Raw genomic sequence first — 24649 nt, 5'->3', positions numbered from 1 at the left:
GCTACTTCGTCAAATTCAACAGGTACGCCAAAAATTCCTTTACCTGATCGGGGTTCCGTAAACAGTAAAAAAATAAAACCACCATAACTATTCCCAGCACTAGAGTTTTGGCATTATTCCAACTGTCTGCTAGCCATAAGCCAAAAGCACCAATGCTTGAAAAAAACTTGTGTACCCAACGCCACAGATCCGATAACTTTAGAGAAGCATTTCTCGACTTGGGCAAACGGCGCTTTTCCTCTTCAAACCGAGTTCGTATCCAATTTTCATCATGTCCTTGCTGACGCGCCTCACACACCAAACCCCCTGCTATCTGAAGTAAAAAAGGATGACTCCCGCCCAGTTGTCGAGTCAACTGCTGTTCATCCACACTCAAAAATGCTGAAGCATTGTTGACGGTGCTAGCAGGTAGGCGTGCCAAGTCTTTCGCTTCCTCTTCCTTCAGTTCTCCCAAGGGAATCACATGACCTAAATTGAAGAAAGAAGAAGTCAACTGATGCTCTTTACGATAAAAATCTAATTTTTTCGTTGTCGCTACCACTAACATCAACGAATTACTGTCCATCAAAGAGCGCAGATTGTTATAAAAGTCATCATTAAACTCGCTCTTGTTGTCGAACAACATCTTAAAATCATCCAAGCACAGCACTGGCAATACCTTCTGCGTTTTCCACTGTGCCATAGCTTCCGAAAATGCCAAGCGGTTAAGCGGTGTCACTCTCAAAGGGTCACTCAAAGCTGGGTTTGTCGCCACGCGCGGGAAATGTAGTAATTGTTGTGCGATCGCCTGATAAAAATCCGTCTCGCGATGACACTGCACATTTTGAAGCGACAGGTAAATCACCACATAGTGGTTGGGATCGCTGACTCGTTGCTCCCATGTCTGGAAAAAGTGATACAGTAACGATGATTTCCCAATGCGCTTTTCACCAACAACATTAATGCTTGTTGGCTGTACACCACTCATGCGAGAGGCGATCATCTGTAATTCATCCTTACGACCCACAAATAGTTTAGGGTCTTCAATCATTCCCGCTGCCACAAAAGGGTTGGAAGGAAGCGATCCGGAACTCATGTAAAGATTTTGTGCTAATTCCAGGACTGGAATGTCATTACTTAAGAGAATACCACTAGCTTCAAAATTAGGTATGCGGTCTAAATCACTCACAACTAAACCGACAGCTTCACCAACACCCACAAGAACGCCGTAAGGTCATGAGCTTTTAAGTTAAAGTATCATCACATTTAATATTGATATGCAAGAATTAGGGGGTAAAACGAAATCATCAGGCTATATCCTGGCTCTTGATTTGGGGACAACAGGCAACCGTGCTTTTCTGTTCAACGCAGATGGTCAAATTGTTGCTCAGGCATATAAAGAACTGACACAATATTATCCTCAGCCTGGTTGGTTGGAGCATGACCCTATGGAAATTTGGCAAGCAACTTGCTGGGTTATGCAAACTGCGATTCAAAATGCCCAAATTGCCTCCACTGAAATTGTCGCTGTTGGGCTCACTGTGCAGCGGGAAACTTGCTTGATTTGGGATAAAACAACTGGGCAACCTCTCTATAATGCAATTGTCTGGCAAGATCGCCGCACTGCTCCTCTTTGCCATCAGTTGCAACAAGAAGGATATGGTCAGGAGATTTGCGATCGCACTGGACTGGTCATTGATGCGTACTTTTCAGCCACAAAGTTGTCATGGCTCTTAGAGAATTTTGCAGGCTTTGACCAGAAAAATATTTTAGCAGGCACGATTGATACCTGGGTGCTGTGGAACCTCACGGGTGGCAGAGTTCATGCTACTGACCATAGCAACGCTAGCCGTACAATGCTGATGAATTTAGCAACCTGCGACTGGGATGAGAGACTCTTAAATTTGTTTAAGATTCCTGCTCATATCCTGCCCCAAATTCAGCCCAGCTTGGGTACATTTGGAGTCACAGATGCTGGCTTATTGGGTGTTGAAATTCCTATCACTGCCATTTTGGGAGACCAGCAAGCAGCTTTATTCGGTCATGGCTGCAATCAGTCTGGTTTAATGAAATGCACCTACGGCACCGGAAGCTTTTTGGTTGCTCACACTGGCTCTAAAATCGTGCGTTCCCAGCATCAACTTCTAAGTACCCTGGCATGGACTCTAGCAAATCCGAGTGGTACTTTGGATGTAGCCTATGCATTAGAAGGTAGCATATTTACGAGTGGAGCTTGCATCAAATGGTTGCGTGATGGCATTAAGCTTATTGCAACTGCTGCTGAAACCGAAGCGTTGGCAAATCGCGTTGCAGATAATGGTGGTGTTTACTTTGTGCCTGCATTTAGTGGACTGGGTGCGCCTCACTGGGATATGAGTGCTAGGGGAGCCTTTTTTGGCATGACTGCAATAGTACAACGGGAGCATTTGGTACGCGCGGTACTTGAGGCAGTGGCTTACCAAGTTCAGGAAGTCGTGCAGGCAATTAATGCATCCAACAATCTTCCCATTGAGCGACTCAGCGTAGACGGTGGTGCTTGCGAGAATAACTTCCTCATGCAGTTCCAAGCAGATGTGTTGGGAATTCCAGTAGAACGCCCCACAATGCGAGAGATGACTGTGCAAGGTATTGCGTTTGCGGCAGGTCTTGCTGCTGGATTTTGGGATAGCTATGAGGCACTAGTACGCCAACGACAGATAGACCGCGTGTTTGAGCCTGGTGTGGGGAGGAATCGCGCTTTGGAAAACTTCGCTATTTGGCAAAAGGCAGTTGAACGCTCTAAACACTGGGCTGATTAATGTGCTGTAGCAAAGTCCCCACGAGTAACCTTATCAGGTGTACAGCAAATTGCATCAACACTTTCTTTATTTTTTGTTTAACTCCCCAGGCTGGATTCGAACCAGCGACCAATCGATTAACAGTCGATCGCTCTACCACTGAGCTACTGAGGAACGCTCCGATTACTTATAGTAATGCTAAGAGGTGGATATTGCAAGTACTTTTACAAATAATTTTGGAAATTTTTTTAGGGACGCGCAACGTCAGTGTTTGCAAGTCTTTTCAGGTTCAACCTTCTCTAAACCATGACAAGCAAACTGCAAGCAAATTTGTCAATGCTGCCTGGAAAGCTTTGACTCAAAACTCAAAATACAGTACTGATGATGCACTCAGCACTATTTAAATCCCATCCGCAATTCAGCTAGACGCTGACGTGCTTTGGCGTCGATAGAATTAGCTAAAAACCTTGTGTTGGATTGTTTTCGTGGTTTATATCTTTCCCGCACCCGACACACATTGGCTTCTACCTCGTAACACAGTTGCTGTGCTGACAACCATTCAGCCCCGTACCCCTGTACAACCAACTGCTGTGCTCGGTCTGATGTGGCAACAATCATGCGAGAAATGAGAGATTGGGCTAATGAGGAGCGTAAAGAGGCACAGACTTTTTCAATATATGTGTCTGCTGTCTGCCCGAAATCTGTAAAATAAACTGATAAAAGCTCAGTAATAATTTCTTTGTTGCTACAGGTGTTTTGATATTGGGCATCAAACACAATTTGAGTTTCATAACCCAAAAACGCACTGTAACTAGTTAAAGCTTCAATCAGTTCCCAACGCGCTGCCTCTAGTCCAGCAGTATCACGGGTTTTTTTCAAGCAAGACCAAGCGCCTATTATGTTGTAGCCGTCCACGAGCAAGACGGCTTGTGGTAAGGAAGGGGGCATGATTTTGAATCACAATTTTCTAGAGTTAACAAAATTCATTCATAAGTTTTATAGTAATTCAATCATTGCTTGTAACACTATGTTACAAAAATAAAAATGAGCAGAAAGGGTGTAGAGGTAAATCAATTCAAAAAGAAAAATTTACATACACCCCCTACACCCTGACACCACTAAGATTCAGAATCTTCGTCGTGCAACTCCATGAGCCGTCGTTTGAGACGCAGCGGTTCACCCTGATCCACTAAAGAACCCTTTTCTAGTAGTAAAGCGCCGTCACAGTAATTCAACTCGTCTAAGCGATGGGTTACCCACAGAGCTGTAATGCCCCGACTTTTGACTAAGCGGTGGACAGCAGCTACTAATTCCAATTGGCTATCTGGATCGAGTAAAGCTGTGGGTTCATCTAACAATAAAACCTCACAACGACGGGCTAAAGCACCGGCGATCGCCACTCGCTGTTTTTGTCCACCACTCAGAGCATAAATAGGGCGTTTTTGCAGTGATAGTAAATTTACCGCCCCTAGCGCCTCTTCAACACGAGCTCTCACAGCAACTAGTGGCAGTTTTTCCTCCACCAGCCCAAAAGCCACATCAGCACCAACTGTTGGCATAACCAGTTGATGATCAGGATTTTGGAAGACAAAACCCAGAGGATGGAACAGTCGAACTTCGCCAGACTGGGGAGCTAATAGCCCCGCCATAAGTCTAAGTAAGGTGGATTTGCCACTGCCGTTTGTACCCAAGAGCATCCAAAATTCACCCTTGGGCACTTCTAGAGAGCAAGACTTTATGACACTCTCTCCAGACGACCAGCTAAAGTTTAAATCTTTTACCTCAATGCCTAGTTTTGCCATGTATACACCACGAGGGCTTTACTCAGCTGCTATGGCGAAGAAACCAGGTGGTCTACCAGTTCCAGCGGCTGAACCATCTTTCTGAGTCAGTTGCACCCCAGAAATTTCACTAGCACGGACGGCAACTTTTTTTTCTGTCTTGCCCTCGCTTTGGAGTTCCACAATATCAGGGTTGCCAGAATGCATTGCTGCCACAATAACCTGATAAACAGCCTCAGCATCCTCAGCAGACTTACGTTCTATGGATATAGGGAAAGCTGTGTTTTTTACGGTTAAGTCGATGGTAAACATTTAGCCTTAATCAAATTTAACTGTAGGACTAATTTTAACGTTAGCTAGCCAGTCTCTGTGGGGAGGTGGGGAGATCGGGGTTCCCTCTGGGGATGAGGAAGTGGGGTTAAATAGAAAATTAAGAAATTATTAAATTGAAGATCCACTGGAAAATTTCTTGATTTATACATAGAATTTAGATTAGAGGTCAGTTAAAAAATGTAAACTTAACTGACAACCCTGTTAACTTTCTGCTTGTAGGCGGCAGTCAAATGCTAATCTGCGGGTAGAAGGGAAAAACCTGTAATTATAAAAGTTTGGAGATTTGTTGTAATGACCATCGCAGTTGGACGGGCCCCCAGTAGTAGAGGGTGGTTTGACGTTCTAGACGACTGGTTAAAGCGAGACCGGTTCGTGTTCGTAGGTTGGTCAGGGATACTACTATTCCCCTGCGCCTTTCTAGCACTAGGCGGTTGGCTAACCGGTACCACCTTTGTGACCTCATGGTACACCCACGGGATCGCCTCATCGTATCTAGAAGGCTGTAACTTCCTGACAGTAGCGGTATCGACGCCAGCGGATGCAATGGGACACTCCCTATTACTGTTGTGGGGACCAGAAGCACAAGGCGACTTCACCAGATGGTGTCAATTAGGAGGATTGTGGGCATTCGTAGCCCTGCACGGAGCCTTTGCTTTGATAGGGTTCATGTTGCGGCAATTTGAAATCGCACGTCTGGTAGGAATTAGACCCTACAACGCTATAGCATTTTCTGCACCAATAGCAGTATTCGTCAGCGTGTTCTTGATGTACCCCTTGGGACAGTCGTCATGGTTCTTTGCACCCAGTTTCGGTGTGGCAGCGATCTTCAGATTCCTGCTGTTCCTGCAAGGATTCCACAACTGGACACTCAACCCCTTCCACATGATGGGAGTTGCAGGTGTACTTGGGGGAGCGCTGCTGTGTGCCATCCACGGTGCAACAGTAGAAAACACCCTGTTTGAAGACGGCGATGCAGCTAACACCTTCCGCGCCTTCAACCCCACCCAAGCCGAAGAAACCTACTCAATGGTGACAGCAAACCGTTTCTGGTCACAGATATTCGGTATTGCCTTCTCCAACAAGCGCTGGTTGCACTTCTTCATGTTGTTTGTACCAGTCACAGGCTTGTGGATGAGCGCGGTTGGGATTGTCGGTTTGGCGCTGAACTTGCGTGCTTACGACTTCGTGTCGCAAGAATTGCGGGCGGCAGAAGATCCAGAGTTTGAAACTTTCTATACCAAAAACATTTTGCTCAACGAAGGCATCCGCGCTTGGATGGCTCCTCAAGATCAGCCTCACGAAAAATTTGTCTTTCCTGAGGAAGTTCTGCCTCGCGGTAACGCTTTGTAACAGTCTTAGCGTTTCATAACCGAATTTTCCCCGCCTAATGGCGGGGTTTTTTATATTTTAGATTTTCAATTTTGGATGGAAATTTGATGACTCATGATTAAATATTTGATAACTTGTGTTATATTGAGTAAAGGTGAATAACCCAGAAGCTCAAAGCTTCTGCCTTTTTGAGACTAAGACCGTTTAGGCAACAAGGAGGTGATGCCCATGATAGAAAGTAGTAAATGCATGGGTCATCAGGTTGCAGTTAGCCGGCTGTGTGCCGGGGCTGTTCTCTAGAAGTTAGCCTTAGTCTTTTAGTAAGACTAAGTCAAACTAAGCGCCTAGGCTAGCTTGGAGTTCCTTCCGGCAGTCTGGTTGCAACCTGAAGACCCGCTAGACCGCTCTTACCTAGATCTCCTGATCTAAAGTAAGAGCGGATAGTTTTATGAGTAAACAGCAAACAGCGAATAGTTATCACTTTCGATAGGAAAAATAGGATTAACTGATAACTAAGTGGGAACTTCTTGAACCGGAGAATGTCTAATAATCTTAGCCAATCAGAGACCAAGCCTAAGCAGTATACCACAAGGTTGGTGTTAGGTCAGGTGTAATAGCAAAGACGAGTCTCAACCCTAAAGTTATGCAGAGTAATGCTTGGCTTGGTATAGGGTGAGCAAACTATCATGCCATCTGGCACAATTCCCCATAGATCTGTGCATGAATCTGTGTTGGCAGTAGGTCTGTATTGCATGGGTTTCGACCTTTAGAGGTCTAGACTTTATGCTGATTCTAAATGTAGGAGTAGTTACTTAAAATCATTTGACAATTTCTTTACAACAGTAACAGTTAAAAATCTCCTAAAGACGAAGTAGTATCAGGCATTTATCCATTCGTTATGGAACACGCATATCATATGTGTGTCACTGGTCAAACTACCTTAAACAATTGAAAAAGTGAATTAATCCTGTTTACAAGTCAGGGGATTTCAAGAACTCTCAGGTGGGAATAGCAGCAGTTAGCCTTTGTCTTTCATAATGAAACGGGCACTGTGTAAGTGACTGGAGTCACAGGACTTTCTTAGTAAAGAAGGTGACAAACCAACAAAGAAATTCAGTTTTTGGGTGTTGATATGGCGCAACTACTTACTGAGGCAGAAATTCAAGAAAGGGCAAGCCTTTTGCCTGCTTGGACAGTGGAGGGGTCAAAGTTGCAATGTACCCGCAAGTGTAAAGACTTTGTCCAGGCTATTGAGTTTGTGAACAAGCTTGTTGAGCCTGCTGAGTCAGCAGGACATCATCCAGATATCGAAATTTCTTACAACAAAGTCAAAATTTCACTGACAACGCATGATGCAGGTGGTTTGACAAACAAAGACTTTGAGTTGGCAGGTGTCATTTCCCAAATCCACTAAGCCATTCTATCGCGTGGCTCTTTGTATAAAGAACTTGCATATTTTGTGCATGAGATTGTGAGTGGAGAACTGCCTTTGCAGAGGTTTTTGACCTCATGTTATCTTTGAGTTCATTTTTGCATACTGAGGTAACAGGTGTGACAGTTTATAAGGTGATTGCTCAAGTCTTGTCACCCAATTTTGATCAATTATAATTACGAATAAATACAGCTATGTTTTTGCATAAGTTAATTAGATGATTTCTTTACCTTAGCTTAACTCTTTGTTAGCTTGGCAAAAACTAAAATAGTGTAGAGGGCTAGTATGCCTAATCCACAAGTATCCATACAAACTGGCAAATTCGCGAATAGTTGTAGCAAAAAGTTATTTACATAAGGTGTGAGGAGAACAGGAAAGATGTCTAATCTCTTGTGGAAGACTTTGGTGGTAAGTCCAGCGGTTTTAGGAGCAACGTTGTTAGTTTCTACAACAGCGATGGCTGCTCAACAGACCACTACCCATGAAGTGGTGACGACGGAAGTCTCACAAATAAACAATAATCAACAAGCTTCTGCATCAGTATCAGCAACTTCAACTGCAACTGAAGTGACCTCCAAGCCAGAAATGTTGGCTCAAGTACAACAAACTGAAGTCAACGTTTTGCAGCAAGTGGACAGCTACGGCAACGAGGGGAAAAACAATTCTCAAGGCCAAGTGACGTCGGTTTCCCAGTTCTCCGATGTGCAGCCAACCGACTGGGCATTCCAAGCGTTGCAGTCCTTGGTTGAGCGCTACGGTTGTATTGCTGGTTATCCCAATGGTACTTACCGTGGTAACCGTGCTTTGACCCGTTATGAATTTGCTGCTGGTTTGAATGCGTGTTTAGATCGGGTTAATGAACTGATTGCTACAGCAACAGCTGACTTGGTCAGGAAAGAAGACCTGGCTACCTTGCAGCGCTTGCAAGAGGAATTTTCCGCAGAACTGGCAACCCTACGGGGTCGTGTGGATACATTGGAAGCACGGACAGCAGAATTAGAAGCTAACCAGTTCTCGACGACGACCAAACTCGTTGGTGAAGCAATCTTCGCCTTGAGTGATGCTTTTGGCGATACAGTAGGCGATGACAATAACACTGTCTTCCAAAACAGAGTACGTTTAGACTTGCAAACGAGCTTCACAGGTAGAGACGTTCTGCATACCCGTCTAGCGAGTGGTAACGCAAGAAGATTGAACACAGGTAGTGATGTAGATGTTGACGGCAACGGAACTATAGATACCTCAGAACAAAGTGCTGAAGGTTTTCAAACCTTTAACCTTTCAGGGGATACCAGCAATAGTAACGATATTGTTCTAGATTGGTTGGCTTACTACGTCCCCGTAGGACCCGCACAACTTTACGTTTCAGCATATGGCGGTATTCACAGCGATTATGCTGCCACTAATAATCCTTATTTTGAAGACTATGATGGTGGTAACGGTGCTTTATCCACCTTTGCTTCTGAAAACCCCATCTATCGTATCGGTGGTGGCGCAGGTGCAGCACTTAGCATTCCCTTTGGTCAAGGTGGCGGTCTCCTCAGACCCAGTTCGTTAACTGTGGGTTACTTGGCGTCTGAAGCGAATAATCCTAATTCAGGTTCAGGTATTTTCGATGGTAACTATGCTGCGTTAGGACAGTTGAACTTTAATCTTGGTCAACGGTTCGCATTAGCAGCTACCTACGTTCACGGATATCACGGTGCTGGTAGTGCTTTATTTGATGCCGGCGGATTCCAAGGCGCAAACACTGCTGTAGTAGGAACTTCACTGGCAAACTCTCTGAGCACCACAAATGCATCTTCTAGTAACTCCTACGGTATATCAGCAGCGTTGAGACCGAGTGACAAATTCTCCATTAGTGGCTTCGTTTCATATCATGACGTTACGGGCTTCGGTTCCAATGATGATTATGAAGCTTGGAGCTACGGACTTGGAGTTGCCTTACCTGACTTTGGAAAGAAAGGTAACGTCTTAGGTATTTTTGCAGGTGCTGAACCCTATGCTCGTGGTAGACAAGCGGGTTCTAACGAAACACCTTACCATTTTGAAGGCTTCTACAAGTATCAAGTGAGCGATAACATCTCCATTACCCCTGGTGTTATCTGGCTGACAGCTCCTGGTCAGAATAGCGACAACGATGATGCGTTTATTGGAACCCTAAGAACAACTTTCACCTTCTAGAGAGTTGACAATCCCTAGAAAATTTGCCTTTTAACAAATTGTTCCCCGCTATGTAGCGGGGAGCAATTTGTATTTTTGAGGTGTGCCGTCAAGCGGGGCGAGGTTTTCGTGCAGTCATTATCTGAACTTGATATAAGTCTAATTTAGATTTAAAAAACAAAAATGACAAACCCCAGTGGAGAACCGGAGCATAATAGAAAAGAGGACAAGAAAAGTAAAAATTAAGAAGAACGCGCTCCTGGCAGAATGTAGAACACAGAATATCCCCATGGATGAAAACTGAAAACAGTTAACAGTTCACTGTCTTTTATTATTCTGACTACTGAGTTCTGCGTTCTTTACTTTGGTCAAAAATTCTTTTGACTTTTTACTTTCTCCCTATGCCCTCTTTCCTAAACCTCTTACCTATGATTGAAAGCTGCCTGTGGAACTATCGTGTAAATCAGAATACGCAATTCTTGCTCTCTTAGAGCTAGCAATTCATTACCAAAGCGGGGAACCGCTGCAAATTCGACAGATTGCGGCACAACAAAATATACCCGACCGTTATCTGGAACAGCTGCTAGCTACCTTGAGGCGTGGCGGTATAGTCAAAAGCCTGCGTGGGTCAAAGGGTGGTTATTTGTTGGCACGAGAACCCTGGAAAATAAGCCTATTTGAGATTTTTAGTTGTTTAGAAGGCTTAGATGTGCGGATATGTGAGGAAGACATCAATCCTAAAACTGTAGACAGTGCTGTTGTGGAAGAAATCTGGCAAGAGGCAAGGCTGGCGGCAAATTCAGTTTTGCAAAAACACACTCTTGCGGATCTATGTGAAAAACGAGATTCTCGACGACAGTTGGACATAATGTACTACATTTAGTCTTTAGTTATTGGAAAAGACAAAGAACAAAGGACAAAGTATGCGTATAGCTCGTGATATTACAGAACTTGTTGGTCGTACACCTCTTGTGCAACTTAACCGCATCCCCCAAGCGGAGGGTTGTGTTGCACAAATTGTGGTGAAACTGGAAAGTATGAACCCGGCTGCATCAGTAAAAGACCGGATTGGTGTAAGCATGATTAACTCCGCCCACAAGGAAGGATTGATTGCTCCCGGTAAAACGATATTAGTGGAACCGACCTCTGGAAATACAGGAATTGCCCTAGCAATGGTAGCAGCAGCAAAGGGCTATCGATTAATTTTGACAATGCCTGAGACTATGAGCGCCGAAAGAAGGGCGATGTTGCGGGCGTATGGAGCAGAATTAGAACTCACGCCAGGAATTGAAGGCATGAGTGGGGCAATTCGGCGGGCGCAGGAAATCGTTGATACGACGCCAGATGCGTATATGTTACAACAGTTCCGCAACCCAGCTAATGCAAAAATCCACCGGGAGACCACAGCTGAAGAAATCTGGGAGGATACTGACGGACAGGTAGATATGATTGTTGCTGGGATCGGAACGGGTGGTACGATTACAGGTGTTGCTGAGGTCATGAAAGCACGCAAACCAAGTTTTAAGGCGATCGCAGTTGAACCAGCCAATAGCCCAGTTTTATCTGGAGGAAAACCCGGATCTCACAAAATTCAGGGAATTGGGGCAGGGTTCATTCCCCAAGTGCTGAATGTAAACTATATAGATGAAGTCATTAGTGTCAGCGATGAAGAAGCGATCGCCTACGGTCGGCGTTTAGCACGAGAAGAAGGGCTACTATCTGGCATTTCCAGTGGAGCTGCTTTGTGTGCTGCCGTTCGTGTCGCTCAACGCCCAGAAAACGAGGGGCGCTTGATAGTGATGATTCAGCCTAGTTTTGGAGAAAGGTATTTGAGTACACCGTTATTCCAAGACCTGGAGCCAAAGGTAGCAGTTAGCATCAGCTAACGATAAATTGGAATAATGGCGAATACTACTAACCACTACGAAACACTAAAAGTCAGTCCGAACGCCAGCCAAGCGGAGATTAAGCAAGCTTATCGTCGCTTGGTTAAAATCTTTCATCCTGATAGCAATCAGGACTCCTCACAGCCTGAGCAGATTATCCGCATTAATGCAGCATATGAGGTCTTGGGGGACGTTCAAAACCGTCGCAATTACGACCAAAAACTGCGTCAGCAATCTCAAAAAACGACCAGCGATAGGCAACAGCGGACAGCAGCAGCTCAACAGCGATACCAGGCGACACGACAAACACGAAGGTATGCAGATGAACAAATTGAGGAATGGCTGCACCAAGTTTATCAACCAGTGAATCGCCTGCTATTTAGCATTCTCACTTCCCTACAGGAGCAAATTGAGAAACTAGCTGCTGACCCCTTTGATGATGTCCTGTTAGAAGAATTTCAGGATTACTTAAACGCCTGTCGCGACGACCTCAAGCAAGCGCAAATGACTTTTCGTTCCCTACCAAATCCCCCTAGTTTAGCAAGAGTAGCAGCTCACCTCTACTATTGCCTCAATCAAATTGGCGATGGGTTAGATGAGTTGGAATATTTCCCCCTAAACTACGACGAGAGTTACTTGCACACTGGACAAGAAATGTTCCGCATTGCCACTCGTTTGCATTATGAGGCACAAGATTCTGTAGGCGCGTATGTGTAGTGGGTAGTGGGTAGTAGGTAGTTTTTCACAACTAACAACTAACAACTAACCACTAACACCAGAATTAGTTTATCCTGAAAGGAGTGAAAGTTTAAGAAATTTTAAGTATTGCTCCTAATTTACTCATGCAATGTATTGTTAATCGCCGCGCTCAGTTTTCAGCAAGTCATCGCTATTGGTTGCCAGAACTGAGTGAAGCAGAAAATATTGAAAAATTTGGTGCTTGCTCAAAATTTCCCGGACATGGACACAATTATGTCTTGTTCGTCTCCTTAATTGGGGAATTGGATGAATATGGCATGGTCTTGAACTTGTCCGACGTAAAACACGTCATCAAGCGCGAAGTGACCAGCCAGCTGGACTTTTCCTATCTCAACGATGTGTGGGCAGAGTTTCAACAAACTCTACCTACCACTGAGAACATTACACGGCTGATTTGGCAGCGGCTTGCACCCCAATTACCTTTAGTCCGTGTACAACTTTTTGAACATCCTGAACTTTGGGCTGATTATTTAGGAAACGGCATGGAAGCATACCTCACTGTCAGCACGCATTTTAGCGCCGCCCATCGGCTAGCTCATCCTCTTCTGGGTAGCGAAGAAAACTTCAAGATTTACGGTAAGTGCGCTCGTCCCAATGGTCACGGACACAACTATCATTTGGAAGTAACTGTGAAAGGGGAAATTGACCCGCGTACAGGGATGATTGTTGATTTAGGCGCTTTGAATCAAGTGATAGAAGATTATGTTGTCGAGCCATTCGACCATACTTTCTTAAACAAAGATATCCCGCACTTTGAACAAGTCGTTCCCACTGCTGAGAATATTGCACTTCACATTAGTAACTTACTGCGATCGCCCATCCAGGAATTGGGAGCCAAGCTATACAAAGTGAAATTAATCGAAAGTCCTAATAACTCTTGCGAAATCTACTGTACAGAGTCAGAGTCCAACTCAGTCAATCCAGCGCAGAATGAACCTATGTTAGTACGCGTGTAGCGCAATTGAATTGCAAACAGCTATCAATACTCGTTTAAAAAACTTTGAATGGGGCGGTCTAGTTTCACTGGTCGCCCCTTTTGGTATTTTCTAAAATAGAGTTTGATAAGATCAGCATTATGGTTTCAATCTCATACTCTTACCTACCAACACCCTTCATGAAGTAGTGATAATTCTTTTCAGAGACTATCCTATTTACGAGAAAACAAGACAGAAGAAAACAAGACAGAAATAAACATCAAATATAGCAAAAAAATTATTCTAGTAAGAATTTTTATAATTCTATAAAATATTCGCAAAAATTCAGGGCTTATCAACCTGGGTCTCATACTCCCAAAGTTTACAGATCTTTTCAGGGAAATAGACCACAGTATAAGGGCGTAAGCGCAAAGCGCACGCTTCGCTTACGCCCCTAAGTTCGATTATGGTTCAAATACATGAAAACTGCTGTAATGTCTGCATAGCTTACCGAGTTGCTTTCTCTATTATCAAAATGGTAGAAACAAAGATTGTTTTCTAAAGTAGAAAGACTGGCGAAACTTCCACCTGCCTTCCTATGTAGGTTATTTTTTTTTAAATTAATTAATGAAACTATCTTAACAATCTCTTCCTTAAGAGAGATAAAATCAAAGTATATTGAAATACAATAGAATTCAGAGTTTTAATAATTTCCCTAACATTGTAAAGTGCAGATTCTGGTTTTTATAGTTTTTCTGAACCCCTACAATACTATTAGTTAACATCGGAATTTGATTGACTTTAGTTTCATATTTAAGAATAATAATTGCGTCTACTAGCTCAATATAAGAATGACGGAAAAAAGTGAAGGAGTTGAGGGTATGCAATTGAAAAACGATCCAAATCAACCTCTCGTTAGCGTGATTATTCCCACTTATAATCGCTCTAACTATCTTAAAGAAGCCATAACAAGTGCTGTTAACCAAACTTATAAGAATATTGAGATTATTGTATCGGATGACGCTAGCTCCGATAATCCACAAGAAATCGTTGAATCTTTTCAAGATCCACGAATCCGGTTTCGACGCAATCCAAAAAACGTAGGAATATCCCTGAATGTTATAAGTGCATTTCAGCAAGCACGAGGTAAATATGTTGCGAGCCTGAACGATGATGACATTTGGAACAAAGACTTGTTAGAAAAGCTCGTTCCACAGCTTGATGCTAATCCAAATTTAGTTATAGCTTTTAGCGACCACTATATTATGGATTCCGATGGCAAGATTGATGATGCAGCTACTGAGGAAAATACACAGCGTTGGAAGCGAGACCAATTAACGCAAAGAGTTTACCAACCTTTTTATGAAATTGGCATAGTTCATCAAGCTGTCCCTTCTGCTGTGGCTACTGTTATCCGTAAGGATGCTATTGAATGGAATGATTTTCCGCCTCAAATGGGACCTTTTTGGGATCTTTACCTCACGTACCTAGCTTGTCGAAACGGAGGAGGAGCTTATTATTGTCCAGAAAGATTAGCTAGATACCGCGTACATTCACAATCAGAATCAATGATTAGTGGTAATGTAAACGACCAGGCAAAGATCCGGGCTGGGAAAGCAGGGATTTTTTGCTACCGCAAGTTTATGGAAGATGAGCGCCTGCAAGAGTTTAAGGGCTATTTCCAAGAGAAATGGTTACAGGCACATACCACTTTAGCTATTGGCTTAATGCGATCTGAACAAGTCAAAGAAGCGCGACCATACCTTTTGCATGTTTTAAGACAGCAAAAGTTCAACTTCAGAACAGTAGCAGCATTTGTACTCTCGTTGGCTCCCCGACCCTTGGCTCGTAAATTGCTCGCCAGTTAAAAATATCGACGCTGTGCTGAACGCCGCAATGAGCAATAGATAACCCATGCCAAAAGTCCAAAGCTCAGATTTAGCAATAAGCGGCTCAGTGTAAATGACATGACATCAGGGTAAAAAAACTGAGTTGGATTTAGGAAGCTCAGACTTGTGGCTAACACAAACAGTCCAAACATCGCATTTCCAGCAAGCAACAAGGCTAACAGCACCAAAGCACGTTGTCGAAAACGTTGCTTGGGTGTACTACCAGAGATGAGAGTCACCGGGAGTTTGCCTTGCAACCTTCGCAATAATTGCTCTAGTCGCCAAAGCATCCACAACAGAAACGGAAACAAAGCGTAACTGAGGAAACGCAGTGGTACTGGATAGCGTCCACTCATTGATAGAACATTCACTAGGGCATGACAAATGACAGCATTGAGCCAAGCCTTGGGAACAAGCTGCCGACATCGGTGTGAGTAAATGCTAAACCCAACGGATACTCCCAGGGCATACCCCCAAGGAGCAGAAAACATGGCGTGGACTGGCGTGCTGATGACTCGCTCAAAAGTTGATGCCGTGCCATGAAGAAGATAAATCCAATTTTCTTCGGCAGTGAATCCAAGAGCAACAGCTATACTGAAGAGAAAAATAGAAGTGGGGCGAAATCGATATCGGCGTTGGAGAAAGTAAAGTGGGCCAATGACTGCTACAAACTTGCAGCCTTCTTCGATTGGACCGACTTCTACAAGTTGCCGCAGAGCGACACCTGCAATAACACGCTGTATTCTCTGCCAGTCAACAAAATAATTGGCTACTGTTTCAAAAACCCATTCCAAGCTCAAAGCAAGAAAACCGGATATTGCTCCCAATATAAAGAAAAACAGTAGCCGCATCAAAGACGGGGTAGATGAGACGCGGTAATAGTAATAGACCAAAAGCAGCAGCGGTGGTATCGCTGCCCAAAATAATTCCGTGTAGGGAGGTAGCATGCTATCTATGTAGAGACGTAGTATACTACGTCTTTACATAAGCAATGACAGTGCGGTGACGGGGGCTATTAGGGGTGATGGTGGGAGTGTTGAAACCCGCCCCAAGGAGTGCTTGCTCAATATCCAAAGCGAAATATTCATCTAAATACGGTTCAGTACTTTTCAGCAGCGTTAAAATGTAAGGCGGCATTTTCTTATACATTTCAGATTTGGGATTCATGTCCATGATTGCCAAATGCCCACCCGGACGCAGCAGACGCCGCGCCTCTGCAAAAATCCGCCAAGTTGCCGATTGAGGCAGTTCGTGGCACATCAAGAAAATGGAGATTAAATCAAACGAGGCATTTGGTAGCCCTGTGGATTCAGCTGTGGCATGAATCCAGTTGATATTAGCATGGCGCTGCTGACTACGGTAGTGGGCAACAGCTAAGAAGTAGGGAGATAAGTCTAAGCCCGTGATTTTGGCATGGGGATAAACTTTTTGCAGGGCAAAGCTACTCATCCCCACACTGCACCCCAAGTCTAGGATGTCTTGCGGTTCGGTGGGAATTTGCTTTTTCAGGATGTCGTGGTAACTCTGGCGCAGTTTGGCATCGCCCTGTGCGCCAGCATTAGACCAAATGCTAGCATGAACCGTGTAGGCGGCTACTTCTGCTTCTAGAGCAGCTTCCCAGCAAAGATCACCTTTTTCGTAACCGTGGAATGAACGCAGGTAGTATTCTGGGTAGGAAAGCTTGGGATTTTGTACTTTAGCCAAGTCGCTTTGCCAATCACGCGCTTGTAGCGTCTGTACTTCTTGGAGCCAATTGACTCCAATTTTCTCAGCACGTTTAATCATCATTTGCCTAGCTTGATGCTTGGCTATATTGGCTAAAGGCTTGATTGCTAGTACCCTATTTACGAAACGTGAAGCTAATCTCGGAGCCTGTTTTACAGATGTGTTCATCAGCGAAGTTACCCAAACAAATCATCTAGCTTTGAAAGCAGGAAAAAGCCTGTTTATAAGAATCATAATCCCGCAGGTGAGCCGCGCTTTATCTTACGTTCTAAGTAAACAGTTTTTAATATTTTGTTTAAACAAAAAATGAGTATTTAATGTTACTACCTAAAGTTTATCGACTGTGGGTAATAACTGCGAAGTACAGGCACGGCAACGAGTTGCAGCAAGAGGTATTTTCTCAAAGCAGTAAGGACACTCTTTTTCTGTGGGTGCAGGTGGAGCCGTTTCTTCTTTGCGTTTGAATCTGGCGATCGCTCGAATAGCTAGATACAGAACAAAAGCAACAATCAGAAAATCAACTATGTTGCCAAAAAATGCACCAATGGCAATTTTACCCTTACCAAGAGGAATACCAAACCCCCGCCAATCTGTCCCAGCCAACGCTAACAAAGGATTCAGCAGAGGCATGATGACATCATTAGTAAATGAGGTGACAATTTTGCCGAAAGCAGCGCCAATAATCACGCCAATCGCTAAATCCATCACATTTCCCTTAAGAGCAAATTCCTGAAAATCCCGTAGAAATCCGGTTGCTCTCCTTGCGTGTCGTTCTACAGCCATAGTATTTAGTATTTCTTCTGTTGACGATTAAGGGTATCTTATTAGGAGCTTATACGTCCAATAAGTGTTGACAAAATTTGATTTTATAATTATTGGTAACAGCAAATTTTTTTTATACGTCGCTAAAAGCTTGAGGAACCCGGTTTCTTTAAAAAACTAGGTTCCTCAGGGTGATAACGGTCTTGTATTTACAGCAGGACTCAGAACTCAGGACTCAGGACTCAGGAGTAAAATTGGCTCTGTGTCTGGTTTTTAGACAAAGCGCGTTGTACTTCACCTACTTGCAATGTGCTGTAATAAAGTTCTTGAAGGGCGCAATTGAGGCTAGTTATCATTTGCCATTCCCCATGCCTTATCCCCTAATTTCCGTTTTTCGGCTTAAGTGCGAGCAACATCTCGACTTGGGTAGTCGTTTTGTCAGGGCTAGTAGCAGTTATACCCAAACCGCGAATGGAACTCATAATAGCACTTGCTTCAGGAGTAATAGACTGTTGTTGTGCGGAGGCAAGACGAGTGAACAGAGGTACGGATTTGTCCATATCTAAGTAAAAGTAGCCACCGTTGGGTCTTTGCAAGGTGCTAGTAACGGTTTTGAAACTATCGCTACCTTCTAAAGACTGACCTTTGCGGTCTGCAAGCGTTTCAGCTATGGAACCACCAATGGTGACAAATACAGAATCATTATCAAGCCAACCGTGTGCTAATAAAGCTCCTTGTTGAGGAATTTGCCATTCAGTGACTTCTTTACCACCGATATTTCTTTTGGCTACATTTACAGATTGTGCTTTAACCAGCTCATCGAGTTTGTTGAGGGTGGCTTCAGCGGTTTTGCGATCGCTTGTGTGGAAAACCAACGCTCCCCCAAAACCAACCGGCGCCAACACGCCTTGATTTGATGGAATGGCTGCAACACCGAATTCGCCATCCATCCACCCGAAAATCTCTTTATCCAGGTCAAGATTGACTAATTTCAGTTGCGATCGAGCTTGCTCAAGTGTGACCTTCAATTCGGGAAGATCTTTTGATTGTTCCACAAGCGCTGACCACCAACGACTGATCCCTTGTCCACTCATGAGGGCGATCGTATCAGCAGGGAATTGAGATACTACCTTAGCAGGCGTATTTTGATACTGGTATTTGATCAATTCCGGATCTAACTTGGCGACGGCTTTCATCCGCACACCCGCATCATCAACACCTACACCCGCTACCATAGATTTCATCTGCTTCAACTGCTTGAGGGTTTCTGGGGGGATCGGGGTTGAGCGTGGATTTGCAGCTATTAATTGCTGTACCATGCCCCCATAGTCAGGCACATAAATTTGTGCCAAGGTGTTGTCTACATTGACAGATGTTTTCAGTATGCTGTTTGCACCTTCTTTCACCGCAAAGGAAGGCTCTCCTTTATAAGTGTCAATTGCTTGTTCTACAGCTTGTTTTTCCGGAGCAACAACAACATAAGTATTATTCAAAACCGCAGTATAATTGGGTTCACTTTTACTTGTAGTTTCTATAATCTTTTCGCCTTTGTAGTTAGTTTCCTGTACCTTGACACCTTTTTGTGCCTTCAATTTGTTAGCAAAATTCAAGGCACTTATTTTGTCCTTGATACCTACTACCATCAAAATATTAGGTTCCTGTGCTGCAAGAGGTCTATTCTGTGCAGTATGTTGGGCTGGACTTGAAGGTAGCATGGCAATCATCACACCACCTACCCAAGGTTTTAAATCTTTTTCATAAGAAATATTGCTATCAGTTGACAGGCTTTTATTGAAGTCCTCTAAACCTTTGGCGACTATGTTTTGCACTTGGGGAGTGCCAAACTGCTCCAACTTTGCCCAAACTTTCGGATCAGTAGAAATATAAGTAGCTAATATTGCCTCATCTGGCACGACTTTAGCAGCACCCAAAGCGCTGGAGATATCTCCCGAAGGACCACCCTTAAAATACATATAAGCTGCTATACCTCCTGCCACAACTATGGCAGTGCCAACAGCTGGAATTAAAAATTTTGATTTACTTTCCGGCATTGTAAATATCCTCTTTCCCTCAACAAATTGTCCTAGAGGTTAGTAAAAATGTCATTGTGGAGTTTTCGGATGTACATTAATTTTTCGTTTTTTACTGATAAAATTATTATTTCCATACACTAGGGGTATGATAGCGCTCCAAATATAATTTCAAAGACGCCAAGAGCAAATCCGCAAATGATTGATATGTTCTTTAATCTGAAAAATATATTCCTTTTGATAGTAGCAAGTTATTCTAATTTAATAAAAAAATCTCAGGAGTATTATTACCAGATGTAGAACGCTCAAGGCGCAAGATGCCCTGTGTCACATGACAACAGTGTGCAAAATATTCAGGGTGTATTGTAGGTTGATGTGGGAAGTACACGCGATGAAGCTGTTTTTCCCTATGATATTCATGAAGAATTTTCAGGGTTACCAAGGTTAAGTAAACATCAATGTTGCAGTCTTACTTTGATACAGAAAATAATCGGTATAAAACTTTTGAGTTACCAGGGGCAAAACCGCACTACAATCCTGATCGTCCTGGACAAGTAGAGCATATTTTTCTAGGCCTCAGTCTGGATATACCTAACAAAAAATACCACGGTAGTTGTAGCATAACACTCACACCAATCCGCAACGGTATTGAGCGTTTGAATTTGGATGCTGTCAACCTAGACATTCAATCGGTGCAGATGGATGGAAAAGAGCAAACGTTTGACTACGACGGAGAACAGTTATCTATCCAACTTGATTCACCAACAGAAGTTGACAAGCGTATTGTCATTACAATTGCTTACTCGGTAGACAAACCACAACGCGGTATTTATTTTATCCAACCAGATAAACACTACCCTAATAAACCCTCCCAAGTCTGGACTCAGGGAGAAGACGAAGATTCTCGCTTCTGGTTCCCTTGCTTTGACTACCCAGGACAACTTTCTACTTCTGAAATTCGCATCCGAGTCCCTAAACACCTGATTGCAATTTCCAACGGCGAACTCATTGCTACAGAAGAACAAGGTAGCGACAAAATCTACCACTGGTCACAGAAGCAAGTTCATCCTACCTACTTGATGACCATAGCAGTAGGCGATTTTGCCGAAATTCGCGACGAATGGAACGGTATACCCGTCACATACTACGTTGAAAAAAGTCGCGAGAAAGATGCCAAACGCAGTATGGGCAAAACTCCTCGGATGATACAGTTTTTGAGTGAAAAATACGGCTTTTCATACCCTTACCCCAAATATGCACAAGTCTGTGTTGACGACTTCATCTTTGGAGGGATGGAAAACACCTCTGCTACACTGTTAACTGATAGATGTTTGCTGGATGAGAAAGCCGCATTAGATAACCGCAACACGGAAAGCTTAGTCGTCCACGAACTGGCGCACCAGTGGTTTGGGGATTTGGTGGTGATTAAGCACTGGTCTCATGCTTGGATTAAGGAAGGGATGGCTTCTTACTCTGAAGTCATGTGGACAGAACATGAATATGGTACACAAGAAGCGGCATACTATCTTTTACTGCAAGCTCGTAGTTATCAGACTGAAGATAGCGATCGCTACCGTCGTCCAATGGTCACGCACGTTTACCGGGAAGCCATTGAACTTTATGACCACCACATTTACGAGAAAGGGTCTTGTGTTTATCACATGATTCGCGCTCAATTGGGAGAAGACTTATTCTGGAAGGCAATTCAGACATTTGTGCAGGATAATGCCCATAAAACTGTGGAAACAGTCGATTTACTGCGGGCGATTGAAAAAGCAACTGGGCGCAATCTCTTGTTCCTCTTTGACCAATATGTCTATCGTGGTGGTCATCCAGATTTTAAAGTGGCTTACTCTTGGGACGGGGAGAGCAAGCTGGCTAAGGTAACAGTGACTCAAACCCAAGCAAGTGCAGTGAGTCCTAATAGCAGTGATTTATTTGACTTGAAAATTCCCATCGGTTTTGGGTACAAGCAGGGGGACGAACCAGTAAAACTCAAAACTTTCGCGGTGAGGGTACATGAACCCGAACAAAGCTTCTACTTCCCTGTTGATGAAAAACCTCAATTTATCAGCTTTGATGTGGGAAATCATTTCCTAAAAACGGTGTCTTTGGAATACCCACTACCAGAGTTGAAAGCGCAGTTGGAATTTGATCCCAACCCCATCTCCCGTATCTTTGCAGTGGAAGCTTTGGCGAAAAAAGGGAGTTTGGAGGCGATAAAAGTGCTGTCTGCTGCACTCAAGAATGATCCCTTCTGGGGTGTACGTGTTGAGGTGGCTAAACAACTAGCAGAAATCCATCTAGATCAAGTCTTTGATGAGTTAGTTGTTGGGTTAAAAGATAACAGTTCTTACGTGCGGCGTGCTGCGGTGGAAGCACTTGCAAAAATCAAGCAAAATGAAAGCTATAAGGCTTTGAAAAAACTGCTGGAGGTGGGCGATCCCAGCTATTATGTAGAAACCGCAGCGACTCGCGCCTTAGGTGCAATTGCTGCTGCAACAACAGATGAGAAACCTAAAGAAGAAAAGGTCATCAAGCTCCTAAAATCGGTATTGGAAGAAAAAGCAGGTTGGAATGAGGTGGTGCGGAGTGGTGCGATCGCAGGTTTAGCCGAACTGAAAACTTCAGAAGCCGCTCTCAATCTCGTGATGGAATACACCAAACTCGGTGTACCGCAACTCTTGCGTTTAGCAGCGATTCGCGCTCTGGGGAAGATTTCTATTGGTCAAACGAGTGCCAATGTGGAACGGGTTTTAGACCTTTTGACAGAAATTTCCAAGGACACGTTCTTTTTAACCCAATTGGCGGTAGTAACAGCTCTCGGACAAATGGAAACTCCCCGAGCAATTGGGATTTTGCAAGCCTTGGCAGACCAAACACCAGATGGACGCATACGCCGCTATGCCGAGGAAGAGATTTCCAAAGTGCAAAAAAACATTGGCTCTGAAGGTGCTATTCGTCAGTTACGCTCTGAACTTGACCAGATTAGACAACAAAACCAAGAACTCAGAAGCCGCTTAGAATATTTGGAAGCAAGATCCAATCCAAGTAGTACATAGATAACAAATACAACAGCGTTTTTATTTGCATACTCCCCTCGTTAGGGAGCATTGCTATGCTCTTGTGGCATCTTCACCTAAGTTGGACGTAGACATTATTGTTTACGTCCCATTTTTATTTTTTCAAAAATTAAGATATTGTAAAGTCTCTTTAGATTTTCTCTGTGTAAAAATGCAAATATATCATAGCTTGACTACTGAGAAGATAAAAAGTATACACAGAAATATAAAGTTAATGTAAAGATTATATTTGCTCAGTGAAAATTTGCTTCAGAGATACTAGGATTTGATATGTGTAATTAAACCTCTGTGTAGAAATCCCATAGAAGCTGTGTGCCTTTTTAAAAGGTGGAAATCCTTCTCCGTGTTTGTACAAAAGTTGTCAGAGGTTTCAACAGACATAAACCAATGCTGGCGATTTTTCAGCAGTTTATTCTCGGGAATATTTCTAACGGAGGAATGCATACACTCATAAAAATCTTTAATCTGTAGGAGGGCATTTTTAAAGTTTTTTTGAGTGTTTTTGCAAATTGAAAAACATTTGAGCGTTTGCACTTAAGTTGTGCAGGGTAGTCGCCATGCGTAAACCTGTTCTCACGATTTTTTACCAGTTCAATCCTTGGAATGCCACAATTGGAGGTATACAAACACTCATCAACACCTTTATCAAATACGCGCCAAGCGAGTTTCAGGTAAAACTCGTAGGAACAGGAGACGATCCAAAAAAGCCTGTTGGTGAATGGCAACAAGCAGAATTTGCAGGTAGAGAAATTAGTTTTCTACCTTTGTTTACCTTGCAAAATGACAATGTCAGAAGCTTGATACCAACAACACTCAAATATACAACTGCCCTTTTAGGGCGTTGCTTTGCTTCTGACTTTATGCACTTTCACAGAATAGAGCCAACAATAGCAGCCATGAATTGGCAGGGAGAAAAAACTCTATTTATTCACAATGATATAAGGACGCAAATACAAGCTGCGGGTAATAAAAAAGCGATTCTTTGGCGAAGATTTCCCGCTGCATATTTTGCAATGGAAAGTTTGTTAGTCCGCCAGTTTAGCCAAATTCTTTCTTGTAATACTGATGCAACACAGTTATATAAGCAGCGTTATCCTAGCTTGCAAGACCGTGTAGCATACATTAAAAATTCGTTTGATAACGAAATCTTTTACCCATTACGTGAAGAGGAACGAGAAGTCAAAAGAAAGGAACTGGCATCTCGGCTAGGACTGAATGAGGAAACACGTTTCGTTTTATTTGCTGGTCGGCTACATCCTCAAAAAGACCCTATCTTGCTGGTACGTGGGTTTGCTACTTTCAACGAGCCTAATATTCACCTAATTATAGCGGGTGATGGCGAGTTAGGAGCAGAAGTTAGTGCAGAAATTGCTAGCTTGGGGATTTCTCATAAAGTCACAATGCTTGGAGCCGTTCCTCAAGGGGAGCTTGCACAGATACATCGTGTCTGCAATGCTTTTGTTCTAAGCAGTGTCTATGAAGGTCTACCTTTGGTCGTTCTTGAGGCGCTGGCGAGTGGGACTCCTGTAGTTACAACTCAATGTGGTGAAACCCCAAAGTTACTGACTGCGGACAGTGGGGTTGTTTGTTCTGAACGAACGCCCGCGTGCATAGCAGATGCTTTACGCAAAGTGCTGCTGCATCCAGGAGATTATCCGAGTGAGTCTTGCGTGCGGACTGCAAAACCTTATGCAGCTCACACTGTGGTTCAACAAGTTTACAGCGAAATGTTGAATCGCTGGGAACAACGAACCAGCCTGGCTGACCGGGTGTGAGCGGAACTTGTGGTCAAACTAGATACAAAAAA

Annotated in this window: 19 protein-coding genes and 1 tRNA gene; 11 read left to right on the top strand and 9 right to left on the bottom strand. The window is 43.6% G+C overall.

The window, feature by feature from the left end; translation table 11 throughout:
• Nucleotide 1: 1 nt before the first annotated feature.
• The gene (locus tag MAS10914_RS0121070; RefSeq protein ID WP_017317925.1) at nucleotides 2-1198 is read right to left on the bottom strand and encodes an AAA family ATPase; all 1197 of its coding nucleotides are present in this window, start codon (nucleotides 1196-1198) and stop codon (nucleotides 2-4) included.
• A 58-nt stretch (nucleotides 1199-1256) separates the two neighbouring features.
• Here MAS10914_RS0121070 and glpK point away from each other — a divergent pair, with 58 nt between their 5' ends.
• Nucleotides 1257-2777, top strand: a complete 1521-nt coding sequence (gene glpK, locus MAS10914_RS0121065) for a glycerol kinase GlpK (protein WP_017317924.1) — start codon at nucleotides 1257-1259, stop codon at nucleotides 2775-2777.
• 81 nt (nucleotides 2778-2858) lie between these two features.
• Here the strand turns inward: glpK and MAS10914_RS0121060 are convergent.
• The 4 genes from MAS10914_RS0121060 to MAS10914_RS0121040 form a co-directional block, all read right to left on the bottom strand.
• Nucleotides 2859-2930: transfer RNA gene (locus MAS10914_RS0121060), tRNA-Asn, on the bottom strand.
• A 222-nt stretch (nucleotides 2931-3152) separates the two neighbouring features.
• The gene (locus MAS10914_RS0121050; RefSeq protein ID WP_017317923.1) at nucleotides 3153-3704 is read right to left on the bottom strand and encodes an NYN domain-containing protein; all 552 of its coding nucleotides are present in this window, start codon (nucleotides 3702-3704) and stop codon (nucleotides 3153-3155) included.
• A 170-nt stretch (nucleotides 3705-3874) separates the two neighbouring features.
• Nucleotides 3875-4558: an energy-coupling factor ABC transporter ATP-binding protein gene (locus tag MAS10914_RS0121045; protein ID WP_017317922.1), complete on the bottom strand. Its 684-nt coding sequence runs from the start codon at nucleotides 4556-4558 to the stop codon at nucleotides 3875-3877.
• 18 nt (nucleotides 4559-4576) lie between these two features.
• Entirely contained in the window at nucleotides 4577-4849 is a 273-nt protein-coding gene (locus MAS10914_RS0121040) for a hypothetical protein (protein ID WP_017317921.1), read from the bottom strand.
• Between the two features lie 312 nt (nucleotides 4850-5161).
• On the opposite strand from MAS10914_RS0121040, the gene psbD reads away from it, so the two are divergent.
• The 8 genes from psbD (at nucleotide 5162) to MAS10914_RS0120995 (ending at nucleotide 15221) form a co-directional block, all read left to right on the top strand.
• The gene (psbD, locus tag MAS10914_RS0121035) at nucleotides 5162-6220 is read left to right on the top strand and encodes a photosystem II D2 protein (photosystem q(a) protein) (RefSeq protein WP_017314240.1); all 1059 of its coding nucleotides are present in this window, start codon (nucleotides 5162-5164) and stop codon (nucleotides 6218-6220) included.
• Nucleotides 6221-7331: 1111 nt separating this feature from the next.
• A complete protein-coding gene (locus MAS10914_RS0121030; RefSeq protein WP_017317920.1) occupies nucleotides 7332-7613 on the top strand; it encodes a 4a-hydroxytetrahydrobiopterin dehydratase in 282 nt (93 codons plus the stop codon).
• Nucleotides 7614-8009: 396 nt separating this feature from the next.
• The gene (locus MAS10914_RS0121020; protein WP_017317918.1) at nucleotides 8010-9815 is read left to right on the top strand and encodes an iron uptake porin; all 1806 of its coding nucleotides are present in this window, start codon (nucleotides 8010-8012) and stop codon (nucleotides 9813-9815) included.
• Between the two features lie 424 nt (nucleotides 9816-10239).
• Nucleotides 10240-10677, top strand: coding sequence for an RrF2 family transcriptional regulator (locus tag MAS10914_RS0121015; RefSeq protein WP_017317917.1), 438 nt, complete (start codon nucleotides 10240-10242; stop codon nucleotides 10675-10677).
• Nucleotides 10678-10717: 40 nt separating this feature from the next.
• On the top strand, nucleotides 10718-11680 hold the full coding sequence (cysK, locus tag MAS10914_RS0121010) for a cysteine synthase A (protein WP_017317916.1): 963 nt from the start codon (nucleotides 10718-10720) through the stop codon (nucleotides 11678-11680).
• A gap of 15 nt (nucleotides 11681-11695) precedes the next feature.
• Nucleotides 11696-12397: a J domain-containing protein gene (locus MAS10914_RS0121005; RefSeq protein ID WP_017317915.1), complete on the top strand. Its 702-nt coding sequence runs from the start codon at nucleotides 11696-11698 to the stop codon at nucleotides 12395-12397.
• Nucleotides 12398-12522: 125 nt separating this feature from the next.
• A complete protein-coding gene (locus tag MAS10914_RS0121000) occupies nucleotides 12523-13395 on the top strand; it encodes a 6-pyruvoyl trahydropterin synthase family protein (protein WP_017317914.1) in 873 nt (290 codons plus the stop codon).
• A gap of 839 nt (nucleotides 13396-14234) precedes the next feature.
• Entirely contained in the window at nucleotides 14235-15221 is a 987-nt protein-coding gene (locus MAS10914_RS0120995; RefSeq protein WP_026082706.1) for a glycosyltransferase family 2 protein, read from the top strand.
• On the opposite strand, the gene MAS10914_RS0120990 is transcribed toward MAS10914_RS0120995, so the two are convergent.
• The 4 genes from MAS10914_RS0120990 to MAS10914_RS0120975 form a co-directional block, all read right to left on the bottom strand.
• Nucleotides 15218-16189, bottom strand: coding sequence for a PrsW family intramembrane metalloprotease (locus MAS10914_RS0120990; RefSeq protein WP_017317912.1), 972 nt, complete (start codon nucleotides 16187-16189; stop codon nucleotides 15218-15220). The genes MAS10914_RS0120995 and MAS10914_RS0120990 overlap by 4 nt on opposite strands.
• A gap of 25 nt (nucleotides 16190-16214) precedes the next feature.
• Entirely contained in the window at nucleotides 16215-17135 is a 921-nt protein-coding gene (locus tag MAS10914_RS0120985) for a class I SAM-dependent methyltransferase (protein WP_017317911.1), read from the bottom strand.
• Nucleotides 17136-17294: 159 nt separating this feature from the next.
• Nucleotides 17295-17750 (bottom strand): large conductance mechanosensitive channel protein MscL, encoded by a 456-nt coding sequence (mscL, locus tag MAS10914_RS0120980; RefSeq protein ID WP_017317910.1) that lies wholly within the window; start codon nucleotides 17748-17750, stop codon nucleotides 17295-17297.
• 359 nt (nucleotides 17751-18109) lie between these two features.
• Nucleotides 18110-19780 (bottom strand): DUF3352 domain-containing protein, encoded by a 1671-nt coding sequence (locus tag MAS10914_RS0120975; protein ID WP_017317909.1) that lies wholly within the window; start codon nucleotides 19778-19780, stop codon nucleotides 18110-18112.
• Between the two features lie 437 nt (nucleotides 19781-20217).
• Here MAS10914_RS0120975 and MAS10914_RS0120970 point away from each other — a divergent pair, with 437 nt between their 5' ends.
• Entirely contained in the window at nucleotides 20218-22821 is a 2604-nt protein-coding gene (locus tag MAS10914_RS0120970) for a M1 family metallopeptidase (protein ID WP_017317908.1), read from the top strand.
• A gap of 578 nt (nucleotides 22822-23399) precedes the next feature.
• Nucleotides 23400-24617, top strand: a complete 1218-nt coding sequence (locus MAS10914_RS0120965) for a glycosyltransferase (RefSeq protein ID WP_017317907.1) — start codon at nucleotides 23400-23402, stop codon at nucleotides 24615-24617.
• Nucleotides 24618-24649: the final 32 nt, after the last annotated feature.

The sequence above is a fragment of the Mastigocladopsis repens PCC 10914 genome, assembly GCF_000315565.1.
GTDB classification, from domain to species: domain Bacteria; phylum Cyanobacteriota; class Cyanobacteriia; order Cyanobacteriales; family Nostocaceae; genus Mastigocladopsis; species Mastigocladopsis repens.
Note: the sequence above shows the minus strand (reverse complement) of the source record. Positions and strands in the feature narration are given on the sequence as shown.

Bases quoted from the DNA above. Each gene is read 5' to 3' on its own strand.
- glpK (WP_017317924.1), top strand. From the start codon at position 1,257: ATGCAAGAATTAGGGGGTAAAACGAAATCATCAGGCTATATCCTGGCT.
- MAS10914_RS0121050 (WP_017317923.1), bottom strand. From the start codon at position 3,704: ATGCCCCCTTCCTTACCACAAGCCGTCTTGCTCGTGGACGGCTACAAC.
- MAS10914_RS0121045 (WP_017317922.1), bottom strand. From the start codon at position 4,558: ATGGCAAAACTAGGCATTGAGGTAAAAGATTTAAACTTTAGCTGGTCG.
- MAS10914_RS0121040 (WP_017317921.1), bottom strand. From the start codon at position 4,849: ATGTTTACCATCGACTTAACCGTAAAAAACACAGCTTTCCCTATATCC.
- psbD (WP_017314240.1), top strand. From the start codon at position 5,162: ATGACCATCGCAGTTGGACGGGCCCCCAGTAGTAGAGGGTGGTTTGAC.
- MAS10914_RS0121030 (WP_017317920.1), top strand. From the start codon at position 7,332: ATGGCGCAACTACTTACTGAGGCAGAAATTCAAGAAAGGGCAAGCCTT.
- MAS10914_RS0121020 (WP_017317918.1), top strand. From the start codon at position 8,010: ATGTCTAATCTCTTGTGGAAGACTTTGGTGGTAAGTCCAGCGGTTTTA.
- cysK (WP_017317916.1), top strand. From the start codon at position 10,718: ATGCGTATAGCTCGTGATATTACAGAACTTGTTGGTCGTACACCTCTT.
- MAS10914_RS0121005 (WP_017317915.1), top strand. From the start codon at position 11,696: ATGGCGAATACTACTAACCACTACGAAACACTAAAAGTCAGTCCGAAC.
- MAS10914_RS0121000 (WP_017317914.1), top strand. From the start codon at position 12,523: ATGCAATGTATTGTTAATCGCCGCGCTCAGTTTTCAGCAAGTCATCGC.
- MAS10914_RS0120995 (WP_026082706.1), top strand. From the start codon at position 14,235: ATGCAATTGAAAAACGATCCAAATCAACCTCTCGTTAGCGTGATTATT.
- MAS10914_RS0120990 (WP_017317912.1), bottom strand. From the start codon at position 16,189: ATGCTACCTCCCTACACGGAATTATTTTGGGCAGCGATACCACCGCTG.
- MAS10914_RS0120985 (WP_017317911.1), bottom strand. From the start codon at position 17,135: ATGAACACATCTGTAAAACAGGCTCCGAGATTAGCTTCACGTTTCGTA.
- mscL (WP_017317910.1), bottom strand. From the start codon at position 17,750: ATGGCTGTAGAACGACACGCAAGGAGAGCAACCGGATTTCTACGGGAT.
- MAS10914_RS0120975 (WP_017317909.1), bottom strand. From the start codon at position 19,780: ATGCCGGAAAGTAAATCAAAATTTTTAATTCCAGCTGTTGGCACTGCC.
- MAS10914_RS0120970 (WP_017317908.1), top strand. From the start codon at position 20,218: ATGTTGCAGTCTTACTTTGATACAGAAAATAATCGGTATAAAACTTTT.
- MAS10914_RS0120965 (WP_017317907.1), top strand. From the start codon at position 23,400: ATGCGTAAACCTGTTCTCACGATTTTTTACCAGTTCAATCCTTGGAAT.